The organism is Alkalihalobacillus deserti (assembly GCF_020734105.1).
GTDB lineage: Bacteria > Bacillota > Bacilli > Bacillales > Bacillaceae_D > Halalkalibacter > Halalkalibacter deserti.
This window is the reverse complement of the sequence record NZ_JAJAFR010000012.1, coordinates 100,564-113,423: the sequence shown is the minus strand read 5'-3', so window position 1 is coordinate 113,423 and position 12,860 is coordinate 100,564. Positions and strand designations below refer to the sequence as shown.

The 12,860-nt window shown below is 34.1% G+C and carries 14 protein-coding genes and 2 pseudogenes; 8 read left to right on the top strand and 8 right to left on the bottom strand.

What is annotated here, in order from left to right; translation table 11 throughout:
- The 3 genes from LDX58_RS18390 to LDX58_RS18380 all read left to right on the top strand — a co-directional run.
- Positions 1–347 (top strand): IS3 family transposase (locus tag LDX58_RS18390; RefSeq protein ID WP_227938267.1); only part of this gene is annotated, 347 nt, incomplete at its 5' end.
- 128 nt (positions 348–475) lie between these two features.
- Complete coding sequence (locus LDX58_RS18385) at positions 476–1,573, top strand: PRK06851 family protein (RefSeq protein WP_227938266.1); 1,098 nt, start codon at positions 476–478, stop codon at positions 1,571–1,573.
- Positions 1,574–1,837: 264 nt separating this feature from the next.
- Positions 1,838–2,446 carry a restriction endonuclease gene (locus LDX58_RS18380; protein WP_227938265.1) on the top strand — a complete coding sequence of 203 codons (609 nt, stop codon included), beginning with the start codon at positions 1,838–1,840 and terminating at the stop codon, positions 2,444–2,446.
- Positions 2,447–2,923: 477 nt separating this feature from the next.
- Here LDX58_RS18380 and LDX58_RS18375 read toward each other — a convergent pair.
- The 3 genes and pseudogenes from LDX58_RS18375 to LDX58_RS18365 all read right to left on the bottom strand — a co-directional run.
- Positions 2,924–3,097: pseudogene (locus LDX58_RS18375) on the bottom strand (ferrochelatase); the annotation flags it as partial.
- Between the two features lie 259 nt (positions 3,098–3,356).
- The gene (locus LDX58_RS18370; RefSeq protein WP_227938264.1) at positions 3,357–4,562 is read right to left on the bottom strand and encodes a chromate transporter; all 1,206 of its coding nucleotides are present in this window, start codon (positions 4,560–4,562) and stop codon (positions 3,357–3,359) included.
- Between the two features lie 322 nt (positions 4,563–4,884).
- Positions 4,885–5,148 carry a DUF6154 family protein gene (locus LDX58_RS18365; RefSeq protein ID WP_227938263.1) on the bottom strand — a complete coding sequence of 88 codons (264 nt, stop codon included), beginning with the start codon at positions 5,146–5,148 and terminating at the stop codon, positions 4,885–4,887.
- Between the two features lie 413 nt (positions 5,149–5,561).
- Between LDX58_RS18365 and LDX58_RS18360 the strand changes: the two genes are divergently transcribed.
- From LDX58_RS18360 to LDX58_RS18350, 3 genes are all read left to right on the top strand, one after another.
- Positions 5,562–6,302 carry an ATP-dependent DNA ligase gene (locus LDX58_RS18360; protein ID WP_227938262.1) on the top strand — a complete coding sequence of 247 codons (741 nt, stop codon included), beginning with the start codon at positions 5,562–5,564 and terminating at the stop codon, positions 6,300–6,302.
- Between the two features lie 113 nt (positions 6,303–6,415).
- A complete protein-coding gene (locus tag LDX58_RS18355; protein WP_227938261.1) occupies positions 6,416–6,646 on the top strand; it encodes a DUF1450 domain-containing protein in 231 nt (76 codons plus the stop codon).
- A 334-nt stretch (positions 6,647–6,980) separates the two neighbouring features.
- Complete coding sequence (locus tag LDX58_RS18350; RefSeq protein ID WP_227938260.1) at positions 6,981–7,589, top strand: pyridoxamine 5'-phosphate oxidase family protein; 609 nt, start codon at positions 6,981–6,983, stop codon at positions 7,587–7,589.
- A gap of 60 nt (positions 7,590–7,649) precedes the next feature.
- Here LDX58_RS18350 and LDX58_RS18345 read toward each other — a convergent pair whose 3' ends face one another.
- On the bottom strand, positions 7,650–8,096 hold the full coding sequence (locus LDX58_RS18345; protein ID WP_227938259.1) for an Rrf2 family transcriptional regulator: 447 nt from the start codon (positions 8,094–8,096) through the stop codon (positions 7,650–7,652).
- Between the two features lie 395 nt (positions 8,097–8,491).
- Between LDX58_RS18345 and LDX58_RS26825 the strand changes: the two are divergent.
- A pseudogene (locus LDX58_RS26825) lies at positions 8,492–8,701 on the top strand (alpha/beta fold hydrolase); the annotation flags it as partial.
- Between the two features lie 573 nt (positions 8,702–9,274).
- Here LDX58_RS26825 and LDX58_RS18335 read toward each other — a convergent pair.
- The 4 genes from LDX58_RS18335 to LDX58_RS18320 form a co-directional block, all read right to left on the bottom strand.
- Complete coding sequence (locus tag LDX58_RS18335) at positions 9,275–9,481, bottom strand: hypothetical protein (protein WP_227938258.1); 207 nt, start codon at positions 9,479–9,481, stop codon at positions 9,275–9,277.
- A 212-nt stretch (positions 9,482–9,693) separates the two neighbouring features.
- Complete coding sequence (locus LDX58_RS18330; RefSeq protein WP_227938272.1) at positions 9,694–10,071, bottom strand: transglycosylase SLT domain-containing protein; 378 nt, start codon at positions 10,069–10,071, stop codon at positions 9,694–9,696.
- Entirely contained in the window at positions 10,071–10,430 is a 360-nt protein-coding gene (locus tag LDX58_RS18325) for a hypothetical protein (RefSeq protein WP_227938257.1), read from the bottom strand. The genes LDX58_RS18330 and LDX58_RS18325 overlap by 1 nt, the downstream gene beginning before the upstream one ends.
- A gap of 401 nt (positions 10,431–10,831) precedes the next feature.
- Positions 10,832–12,187 carry a cytochrome P450 gene (locus LDX58_RS18320; RefSeq protein WP_227938256.1) on the bottom strand — a complete coding sequence of 452 codons (1,356 nt, stop codon included), beginning with the start codon at positions 12,185–12,187 and terminating at the stop codon, positions 10,832–10,834.
- 204 nt (positions 12,188–12,391) lie between these two features.
- Between LDX58_RS18320 and LDX58_RS18315 the strand changes: the two genes are divergently transcribed.
- A complete protein-coding gene (locus LDX58_RS18315) occupies positions 12,392–12,859 on the top strand; it encodes a hypothetical protein (RefSeq protein WP_227938255.1) in 468 nt (155 codons plus the stop codon).
- The last annotated feature ends 1 nt before the right edge of the window (position 12,860 follow it).

Sequence of the window (12,860 nt, the reverse complement as noted above, 5' to 3'; positions counted from 1 at the left end):
AAGAAACGATAGAGATAATAAAGAATCGTGCAACCTATCGCACCACCATCCATTCCGATCAAGGCTGGCATTACCAGCATAACCAATGGGTGAGGACATTAAAAGAAGATAAAGTATTCCAAAGCATGTCACGTAAAGCAACCTGTGCAGACAATGCTTCGATGGAGAATTTCTTTGGTATTTTAAAGCAAGAAATGTATTATGGGGAAGAATTAGTAAACTATGAAGAATTAAAAAGACGGATTGAAGAATATATCTACTGGTACAACCATGAACGATCAAAAGAAAAATTGGCTGGTTTAAGTCCAGTCGAATACCGAACTCAGCCCAGCCAATCAGCTGCATAATAAAAACTCTAACTTTTAGGGGTAACCACCTCTGGGCTCTTTTTCGTTAGTAAATATAACAAAAATAGGCATTCACCCTTGTAAGAAGATCTACATATGTTGAGGTAAAGGAATGAAAGGGTGATTGGATGAGTGGGAAAGTTCGTAACTACTACGCCGGGGGAAACACAGCAAAAGGGTTTTATAGTCTTTATGATAATGCGTTAGACCAGTTAGACCGTTTGTTTATTTTAAAGGGGGGTCCTGGAACAGGAAAGTCCTCACTCATGAAAGCGGTCGGAGAAGAAATGACTTGTAAAGGATTGGATATTGAGTATTTACATTGTTCTTCTGATAATAACTCAATTGATGGAGTCATTATACCTAAATTCAGAGTTGGAATAGTGGATGGAACTGCACCTCACGTTATTGAACCGAAAGCCCCTGGACTCATAGATGAATATGTGAATTTAGGAGTAGCATGGGATTCAAAAAAACTCGCTGTTCATAAAGAAGAAATTCTTAAATTGAACGAAGCCATTTCTGCAAAATTTCAATTAGCATATGACACATTCGCAGCTGCTTTGAAGGCTCATGATGATATTGAGGAAATTTACATTAAGAACATGGATTTTGAGAAAGCTAATAAGTTAACAGATGAATTAATTGAATTGTTCTTCAGGGAGAAAAGTGTAGATAAAAAATCTACAATAAAGCATCGTTTCTTAGGTGCTGCAACACCTAAAGGTGCCGTTGATTTTATTCAAACTTTAACAGAAGATGTTGAGAAACGTTATTTCATAAAAGGAAGAGCTGGATCAGGAAAATCAACGATGCTAAAAAAGATTGCAACAGCAGCTGAGGCAAAAGGGTTTGATGTTGAAGTGTATCATTGTGGCTTTGATCCAGATAGTTTGGATATGGTGATTCTGAGAGAGAGAGGGATCGCTATTTTTGATAGTACCGCACCCCATGAGTATTTTCCAGATCGAGAAACAGATGAGGTCGTTGATATGTATACAAGATGTATTGCGCCAGATACGGACGAGAAATTTGTAGCGGAAATTGCAAGAACAACAAAACCTTATAAAGATAAAATGAAAGAAGGAGTTTCTTACTTAGCGGAAGCAAAGGAGCTTCGTGATAAGCTAGAATCTTACTATATTGAGGCGATGGATTTCACTAAAATAGATCAAATTAGGAAGGGGATTTTAGAAGAAATAGAGCAAATGGTAAATAAGGAGTAATATCTGTCCACTGATCCTTGTTAAATAGGGTCGGTGGTCTTTTTATTAGAAGGAGAATCAATAAAAGAAGCAATAAAATGATGAGAGACAATGAGACACTTAATTGAACTAGCAGCAAATGGAATTACGGTTAAACCAACTTATTTGTAGAAATGTTGAACGAAGAGAAAAAAGTGGAATGGAACGATTTAAAATAGACCTAATGCCATTTTGTTTGATAGTGCCTCCTTTTGTACAAACTTACTAAAAAGAGGGGGCAAAGAAGTGGAATCACAAATGATTATAACGATTGTAGCTATTTTAATTACCATACTTACAGTTATTAATGGAATCCGATTGAAAAACAAAAGAGAAGAATATACAGACCTATTACTTGATAAAGTTGAGAGCGACATTGAATTACGTCAAACATTAGCAATGGGCTTATATTTACGTTTTAAAGAGGAACAACAACTTGACGAGACTTCATACAGTGCAACATTCATAAAAGAAGATCCTTTAGCATTTGAGCATTTTGTGACTGATATGATTAAATCTTTCTATGGCGGAGATATGTTTGTGAGTAAAGCGAGTGGAGACTTTGGAGTTGATTTTGAGAATCGCCGAGAAGAAGGTTTGTACCTAGGGCAGGTTAAGTGTAGCAAAGATGATCTGGACTTTGAATCGATCGCACTCGTCCACTCAAATATGGAAAAGTGGCGAGCTATAGGAGGGCTTGTCATTACAACAGCAGGTTTTACAGACAAAGCCATGCGATATGCTGAAGGATTAGGTATAGAACTAATCAGTGGGATTGAACTAGTGGATATGTGGCTTAAATCAATGGAAAGTGAGACTGAACTCATCAAACAATTAAATCCTTCAGATGTGTAGAAAGAAGATAAATCTTATGAAACAGCGTAGCTACTAAAAGTAGGATGCTGATTTTTTGATTAATTAATAAAAGAAGAATGAGTAGTATCACCGATGAGTAATCGGTTTTATCCCATAAGGTTTGTAAGGTCTTTTTGTTATTGTTATCGTAAAAAGTGGAAAATGGAAAAATATACACTAATCAACTATAGCAGTGAGAAGATGCTTATACTTTTTACCTATAACTTTTAGCAACAATTGATCTTATAAGATAATTGAAAAGTTAAGCCTAATAATCAGGATTCAAAAAACACATGAAAACATTACGTTTTCATGTGTAGATAAATTAACTTGCAAATGATTTTATCGTTTTAAACTTAATACCGCATTTACAAATAATGCTATGCTTTAATTGTTTAATTTCTGAATGACATTGAGGACAGATTGAATGTTTTTTCAAGATAGATAGCTCCTTATTTAATAATTTTCGTAGTCTAACTATACTAAATTGGCTAAAGTTTGAATAAATCTAGGATCAGTGTTAGGCATAAGGGGACGATAGTAGCTTGCTCGGCTGTGACTGTTTGTGCATTCATAGTCATTATCATAGAGCACTTCTAAATGATCAGAAACAAAACCTGACAGAGCATAAATAAAAAAACGATAACCTTGTGTTTGTTTTACCGTAGTGGCTATGATTATAATAACATTTATCAAAGGAAAATCAATACTAAATTAAAATAATTATAATTAATGTGTTGATTACAGGGGAAATTCAAAAGTGAAATTAAGAAATAGTAGCTCTTAATTTCACCAGTCACAACCTGTTACGTCCGATGACTTAGATTACGAGAATTCAATATCAATATCGTTTGAATGGACGGGAAATAACGACATTATAAAAAACACTAAGGGAATCCCTAGTGTTTTTTTATAATGCTTTAAAACATTGAAGTAAAAAACCGCCTATAGCACCTGTTAATACAATCACCCAAGGAGGGAGTTTCCAAAAGACCAATAGACTAAATAAAATAGCGGCAAAAGCAAAATCAATGGCTGATAAAATAGAACTAGTCCAAATAGGGTGATAAAGAGCTGAAATTAAAATCCCAACAACTGCGGCGTTAACTCCCATTAACGCTGCTTTTATTTTGTAATTTTGACGTAGAAAATTCCAAAAGGGAAAAGTACCTAATATAAGAAGGAAAGCTGGTAGAAAAATGGCTATAGTCGCTACAAGTCCACCTTGCCAACCGTTGATGACAGCTCCTATATAAGCCGCAAATGTAAACAAGGGACCAGGTACAGCCTGCGCAGCACCATATCCCGCCAGAAATTGTTCTTCACTAAGCCAACCAGATGGAACGAATTCACGTTCAAGTAATGGTAAAACAACATGTCCACCACCAAAGACAAGAGAACCAGCACGATAAAAACTATCAAACATGGCAATCCAGTTTGATGTAGTGGCTTCTCTTATAAGTGGTAGAGCAACAAGTAAGCCAACAAATACAATTAGACAAATCACAGCAAATCGTCGTGATAGAGCAAATGAAGTTGTGTCAGTAACAGCTTCATTAATGGTAAGCTGTCTGTAAAGAAAAAAGCCCGCCAATCCAGCAAGTAAAATAACCCCTACTTGGGTAAAGGCTGTTTGCCAAAGCAAGGTAACGACAACTGCAAATAAAGCAATTGTTTTTCTTTGAACATCAGGTGTCAAATTTTTCGCCATACCTAAAATTGCATGAGCAACAACGACAACTGCAACTATTTTAAGACCGTGAATCCAACCGGAGTCAGAAAATCCAAAACTTTGTAACAGCAAAGCAAAGAGGATGAGTGCAATGACAGATGGAAGAGTAAAACCAAGAAATGAAATGATGCCCCCTAAGATCCCAGCTCTGACAACTCCAATGCCAATACCAACTTGGCTACTTGCCGGCCCCGGTAAAAACTGACACAAGGCAACCAAATCAGCATATCCTTTTTCATCCATCCATTTACGTTTACGGACGTATTCTTCATGAAAATACCCTAAATGCGCAACTGGACCACCAAATGACGTAAAACCGAGTCTCGTAGATACGAGAAAAATTTCTACTAACAACATTAATTTTAATTTGTTTTGACTGCTCATATTTGCCACCTTGTTTAATAGGTATTAATTATAAGTCAAGGTTAACAAAAGATTTAGTCAAGTTCAATGTCGGCTTGAAAACTTTACAAAAGAATAAAAAACTATTTCAAAGAGAGAAAAAAACCTTTTAGTAAAAATCTCTATTCAATTCTCGACTAGGAATATTTCTTGAAATCTTGTTTGAATATTTTCAAGAATAATTATTTCAGGACAATACCTTTAACAATCGGACAAAGTTAGGATATGGTACTTAAATAAGTTTTAGATTTAAGATGCAAAAAGGAAAACTGTAACTTATAAAAGATGCATTGATTCACTTCTTTTAGTGAAAGAATTTAATGTCATCTTGGTCATCTCGGTTAAGAGTTTTTCCAACGCCTTCATTTGCTATCTTTAAACGGAACTTCTCGTATAAATAAAGAGACAGCATTTCAAACCGTTCTCTATTTGGCATATCGGATATCAACTTTTTTATATCTGCGTTATTGAAGTCTCGTATAATTCCATCAATTATAATAAGTGCATCTTCTTCATCTCCGGTTAAATGGTCTTTGTATAACTCATATAAATCGTCTACAAATTTCAAAAAGCATTCCTCCCTGAACTAAGTAATTATTAGGATGAGTTTAAATAAATATAATTATTCGAGCGTTAGATGGCTTAACTAGTATTAGTAATTATTTCCTGTGAATATTTATGAGCAATAATAAGAGAGGTCAAATGAACGAGAGAATTTAGGTATTCCAAAGACGTGGAAAAATTAATTTTTCTTCTAAAAGGGACAACTTTAACGTACGTCACCACTACTAAAATAATTCAATTGGAGTTCTCACCATATCTAATGGCATCAAAGAAGATTTTAAGTTTAACACTTAAATTTATTCAATTTCTTATTCTTTTTATCTTTAGCTTCCTTAAGTGGATTAAATGATTAACTACCAATAAAACACTAATGATCATTTGAAAAGTCCCGTGTATGATGAGGAGTGAGGTGATTTCATGTTTATTTCTCCAATGTTAGTAAAAGAGGTGATTTCCCCACCAGAAGATTACGCTAATGTCATTACTGAGTTGAAGTTAGATGGAATCCGATTAATTTATAGCAATCTTAATGGCGAGATACGACTGTATACAAAGAACAAACAAGATGTAACTCGCTTATTTCCAGAGATATTAGACATTCAACTCCCAAAAGGTGTTGTTTTAGACGGGGAATTGATTGCAACAGATCGGGAGAGCAAACCAGATTATCAGCTTTTAATGAATCGAGTAAAATCTGAAAAATTACTTACAGATGTCGCGATTCAATATGTTGCTTTTGACATTCTATATTATAAGGGTAAAAGAGTTACTCAACTTCCACTTTTAAAGCGTAAGAGTTTGTTAGATCAGACGATTCCGACAGACAACATCACAATTGTGACTTCTCAATGGGTTGAAGGGAATTCCCAAATGTATTTTGATATTGTAAAAGATTACGGGTTAGAGGGTATTATAGTGAAAAAACCCATGTCGAAATACCAAAGTGGCCTGCGCTCAAGTGATTGGATAAAAGTAATAAATTATAAGTATATAAAGGAAAAGATAACATCTAACAAGGGTTTTGATTACTGGTTATTAAATCAGGAAAAAAGTCAGGCGTTTTTCTTAGTGAATGTTCAGGCGGTGAAAAACAGAAAAATTTTGTATGAAAAATATCGTCAATTCCTAAAAAGCAAAAAATGTAATTCTTCTATATAAGAAGGATTATTTTTTTGGGTTAATTATCAGATTTTTTAGTATACGAATACCAATGAATTTGTTATACTGATGAAAATGATTATAATTATCAATTAGTAAGAGGTGCATATAAAATGGATAAGGTTTATTTTTGTAAAGAAAATGAGTTTAAAACAAAAAAAGCGTATAAAACTCTTAAATCTTCTTATCCTGATTTGAGGATCAAGCGTAAAGGCTGTTTAGGAAAGTGTAAAACATGTAAAGAATGTCCATTCTCATTAGTAGATGGGAAAGTCATAAAAAGTGATACAAGTGAAGAATTATATTATAAACTGAATAAACGAATCTTAAAGCAATCTGTTTAGAGGGCTAAGAATAATGAGAAAGCTAACATATTTATGATATGTTAGCTTTTTATCGGCTTATAAATGCAGAGGAGGTTCGGCAAGAACTTGTAAGTAATGATGAGATTCATATACGGACTTGTATTAAAAGTGTATCTACTTTTAGTATTCAATGACTAAAGGAGTAATTGCCTTTGATTTTTCTTATATGTAATTTTGTTATCGTGTTAATTAAAATCAAAACATACCTTGTAAGGAAAACTCACATTCGATGATTCTAAGATAGAATTTTCAGTTAAAATGAGGCTAACTAATTCGTTTAACCTATTTAGGTAGTGAAAAGGGGTTGGAATACATGCCTAAACAAACAGGAGAACAACTCCTACAAGAAAAATATAATACATCAAGAAGAGCAGTTGCATTTTACAATAATCAGGTGTTAGATCATCTAAATTTAGTGATGCAAGAATTTATAAGGAATCAAGAAATGGTTTTCATTTCAACATCCGATCGTAGTGGCCATTGTGACTCTTCTTTTCGTGCTGGGCCAACGGGTTTTGTAAGAATTATTGGTGAGTCCACAGTTATGTATCCTGAATACCGTGGAAACGGTGTAATGGCAAGTATGGGAAATATAACAGAAAATCCGCATATCGGTCTTATGTTTATTGATTTTTTTGAAAGTAAAGTTGGCCTGCACGTCAATGGTAAAGCATACATTTGTGAAAATAAAGAACTAGAAACGCTTAACCTTCCATCAGAAGTCTTAATTGATATTGAAAGCAAAGAAGACAATAAAGCAGAGCGGTGGATTGTGATCGAAATAGAAGAGGCTTTTATTCATTGTTCAAAGCATATACCTGAGCTAGAAAAAAGGAATAAAATATCGGACATGAAAAACACAGGAGGAGACTTTTTTAAAGTTAAACAAAGTAAAATAGACTCTAAACAAAATTGGATTTGAGGCTTGTTAAAGGGTTAGTATAGGATAATCTTTAATCAGCCTCTTTTTTTGTGTTGATGTTTAAGCTTTCTGCTCATGAAAACTAAAAATTTCAAGGAGCTCATTCCCATTAGAAACAACATCAGCCAAAGTATATTTATCCAGGACAGACAAATACGCTTGTAAGGCTTCATTTAAAGTGAATTTTAATTTACAAGCTGAACTAATGATACACAAATTGTTGCTTGGATCAAAACACTCAACAATATTTAAGTTCTCGGTTTTTTTTACGACCGTACCAATATTTATATCCTCTGGATTTAGAGCGAGTTTAATACCGCCATTCTTTCCTCTTACTGTTTTAATCAAGCCAAGTTGACCTAGTTCATAAACAACTTTACTCATATGGTTGTTGGATATATTATAATTTTTAGAAATGTCTTTAATTCTTGCTAATGGAAGGTCCTTTCGAATTCCTAAATAAACAAGCGTTCTAAGTGCATAATCTGTATAACTAGTTAAATGCATTTGACTCACTCCTATCATCAAAAAAATCATCAAAAAGTTTTTTGAAAACGTTATTTCTTATCTTATTTCTATCCTACATTAAGAATTAAGAATTGTCTGTAGAGATAAATTAAATTATTATCGATTACATAAAAATCATGTAAGATTTAATGACGTAAAAGGGGAGTGAACGTATACATAGAAAAATGAACCGTTCGTTTCAAATTAGAATAGTTATAAAAATGAGGTATAACGTTTTTAAAGCAGCTACAGTAGTTAGCTGCTGATTTAACACTCTAAACAGAGACCTTAATTTGACGTAATCTTTTTTCAACGGCGATAATAAGATGTTCATAAGTAATTCATTCTCTTTGAATTGGCAACCATTTTTTATTGGGATTTAACGAGGGACAGGGAAATCCTATAGCAAGTCAATCGCACCCAATTCCATGAACATAGCTCAGCTTCTTAATGATGCTAATGAAGTAACTGAATATTTAAGGAAGGAATTCAACCAAGAAAAAATATTTATAGTTGGTCATTCATGGGGAACCATTCTAGGTCAGAATTTAATCAACTTATATCCTGAAAAATTTCATTCCTATATTGGCATCTCAAATTATTAGTTGGACAGAAAATGATCGAATAGCTCATCAATGGGCTAAAGAGGAAGCAAAGAAAAGAAGGAATAAAAAGGTATTATCTGAATTAAACTCGGTTGGAGAACCTTCTTTTTTCGAGAGTTTTGAGCAGTGGGGGGATCTTAAGGAAGTGGCAAGCGTGGTTTAATTCAATGATTTATTCAGAAGGAGAAGTCAAAACATCCCGGGCTATTGCAAATTTCAAAAGTAATGTTCACCTCTAGAGATTATTCTCTAAAAGATATTTATAATTATTTTACAAAGGTTTTAAGTTGATATATACTTTTGATTTTGTGAAAGAAATACCTAGTATTAATTTTTTAGAGACGAGCAAAAGGATAGATGTACCTATTGCATCTATACATGAGAATAAAGATGTCCATGTCAGCCGTCAACTAGTTGAAGAATATTATCAGAGCGTCGATACGACGAAGGGAAAACAGTACATCAAGATGGATAAATCCGCTCATATTTTCCATCCTGATGATACGAAAAAAATCGAAGAAATTCTAATAAAGACATGTGAATGTCGAAAAATTAACCACTTGAGGTTTAGGATTATTGTCCTCCAACTTGTCTTTTTCGTTGATTGTTCGTTTTCTTCGTTTGTTGACTTTTCATTTTTGTTTGTTGGATTGGGTTTCGTTTATTGCTATCAGAAGATGATTCGTTTTTCTTCCTAGCAAGCTGCTGTTTAATCGCTTCTTGTAAACTTATTTTCTTCTTAGATGTGTCTGTTTGATTTACTTGATTATTTTCACTCATTACTATTCCTCCTTTTATGTTCCTTTAAGTTATTTTGTGAAAGAAAGAAGAAAATACAAGGCTTCTTTCTTCTTTTTATACTCTCGTTTTTTGAAACCTTATTTTGGTTAGGTATATGACGTTAATCACTTAGTAGTCTGACCTACTGTTGTATCATTTATAAAACATACCGCTCTCATCTCGAAAAGTCAATGATCATTCAATCAGGAGCCCTAGTCAACAAATGCAATCCCGTCAAATTCAGTTGCTCTTTCTTGAATAGTAGTGGCATATTCACTCATTGCATGACCATTACGAGTAATATACGTTTCAAGGCCGCCCATCCCCCGATGATAAGCAGTTAGAGCATAGTCCCAATCTTTGTATTGGCTATAAAGAAAATTTAAATAGTGGACAGAAAGTTCTATTGAGTAAAGTGGATCATATAACAATTCATCCGTATATGGTAGTTCCGCCATATCAGCGATCCACGGTGCTGTGTTTTTCATAAATTGTGCTAATCCATATGCTTGTCCATATTGTGTTTTTGGACCTACCGACTCAGGATCGAATGTTCCCCCTGTTTCAGTCTTTAATAATTCATAAACGATTAGGGGTCCACATTATGTTGCTGGGCTAGTTCGCCAAGAAATAAACCCCATTCTTTTTCAAACTTCCCATCACTATCTAAATAAAGTTCTTCTGCTATTTCATTAGATATTACCCATGATTCAAAATTCAATGCTAAATTGGAAGAGACCGACTTACTTGCTAAATGAGAACGCATTTCCTGCATTTCTTGATTAATTCTTTGAATTCCGTTTAACTTTTGTGTTTCTTCGATTTTATTAGTGAGATTTCTATTTTCAACAAAGAATAACCCTGTAATGAAGGAAAGTGCAAAAATGAAGATGATGATGATAATTTTTTTGTCATCTCCTATGACCTCCCTTTTAAATTTCAATAACAATGAGGTTCACTCTAACGAAATCCTTGTTAAAACTCAATCAGTAAAAAAGCTGATATTAGAAGATATGTTGTACTATTTACTCGTTTTTGGACATAAAAAGTTATTGTTTATTGATTTATCAGCAAGCAGCTCTCTCACTCTCGATAATCCTCGATCTAATATGTAAGAATAAACCTTGATTCGAATTTTTGAAGTTCTTTTCCAAATAAATGTTTAGATTGTTACTTTTTCCGTCATGCAATATATTGCATGACAACACTGATGCACGAACTAGAGGGTTTGATTTTAAATCCAGCACTCGTTAAATACAAAATAGATGATTGATAGATTAAAGGGTTGTATCTGTGATAGGAGATTAGAACCATTCACGAATACGACCCTTTAAGGTAAATTTGGGTTTTTTATTTTCTGTTTTCGACATGCATTTGTATTCCTCGCCTTGGTCTAAGCGTGATAAGGGGTTGTGGCTTTATTTCATGATGATGATCAGCAAGACTAAAACGGTAACGCTGGCAAATACAAGCTAGCACAAGAACTGCTTCCATATGGGCAAAGTGGTTTCCAATGCAGACACGAGGACCACCACCGAATGGGAAGTACGCATAAGTAGGTATTTTTTTTAAGAGATCACCTTCAAATCGTTCTGGAATAAACGAGTCTGGATTCTCAAAAAAACGTGCATCACGTTGCATTACGTACTGACTAATCATAATCATGTCACCTTTTTTTAATGAGGTTCCCCCTAATTCAAGGTCCTCATCTACTTGTCGTCCAATCACATAAGCAGGTGGAAATAAGCGAAGAGACTCCCTAATAATATTTTGTGTGTATAGTAATAGATTAAAGTCATCAGGGCGTATTTGTCGTGCGCCAACGACTTGATCTAATTCTTCATGCAATTTCTGCTCCGCACGTGGATTTTGAGAAAGCAAAAAAAGGGTCCATATTAAGGCATTTCCAGTTGTCTCATGACCTGCTAGAAAGATGGTCATAAGTTCATCTCGTAATTGTCTGTCTGACATTCCCAGCCCATTCTCTTCATTACGAGCAGCCATCAAAATTCCTAGTAGATCTTGATGAGTATCCAAGCTATTCCTTCTTTTCTCTATAATTTTATAAAGGACATCATCTAGTTCCCTTATTGTTCTTTTATACGTTCGATTACTTTTGGTTGGAATCCAAAGTGGCCATTTTAAGATGGCTCTCATTCTTTTAATAGCAAGTTTCATATACGTATCTAAAGGTTCTCCAATTACTTTAGCCCCTTTTTCGAACTCCATGTTAAACATCGTTTTACTAATAATTCCCAAGGTGATATTCATCATATCCTTTGAAATCCAATAGTCTTTGCCATGTTCCCAGCCATCTATATATTTAGATGTTACATCAATCATACTTTGGGCATAGCTCATGATGTGGGTGTGTTTAAAAGCAGGTTGAATCAATCTACGCTGACTTAAATGAAAGTCTTTTTCACTTGTCAAAAGCCCTTCTCCTACGATATCTTTTACTACCTGTAGATCAAGTGATTTACTAAATTTCTGTTGTTTTGTAACGAGTATTTCCTTGATGAGTTCTGGGTTTGATACTAGAAAAATTTTTTGAAAGGGTCCTAAGCGAAATGGAGCAATATCTCCATAATCTTTGGCAAGCTTGGCCATAAAGGAAAGAGGATCTTTCTGGAATTCACTTAAATTGCCTGTGAGTAAATTACCTTTTGGTCCTTTGCTCTGTTGATATTTTTTTAGCTCATCCAAATGTCTAATTCCTCCTATAATTGTGATTGTTTATCTTATGAGTGAAAAATAAAGTAGCGTAAACATAAGCGGAAGAATGGAAAAATGTATGAGTGTGCCTAATTTTATTTTAAGTAGTCACAGTGACTACCAGAATTGGAAGAGCGAGAATATAGATAAATAATCGATGTCTATAAGAAGAACAGGGAAAGGGGTATTATTCACATGAGCAAAAAAAAGAAAAAGAAAAAACAACTTGAGGGTTTAAAGATGTTTGGTCAAAAATCTGAAGCGCACTTAAACAAACTAATTCATAAGTGGTTAGATGATCCCGACATCATTAACCTTATTAAATTAGGTGCTAAACAACATATTCGTCTTATGAAGCTAGTTCGTGAATACGCAGATGTTCTTGCCACTCAATTAAATATACCAACAAAAGATGACGTTAGAAATGTAGCCCAGTTAGCCATTCAAATTGAAGAGAAGTTAGATGATTTAGAAGACAAAATGTTAACCATTTCGAAAAAGGCTATGCCCGGTAGTTGTCAGAAAAAGAATAGCGATAGTAAGGAGGGAGAGAAGGAAAGATTAAGAAAAATCCTAATAGAAAATATCATGGTGAATCAATCAGGAAATAACGCTTTAGCAATGAATAAGCTGCTTGAAAGTTTGATGGACCGGAGGAGATAAA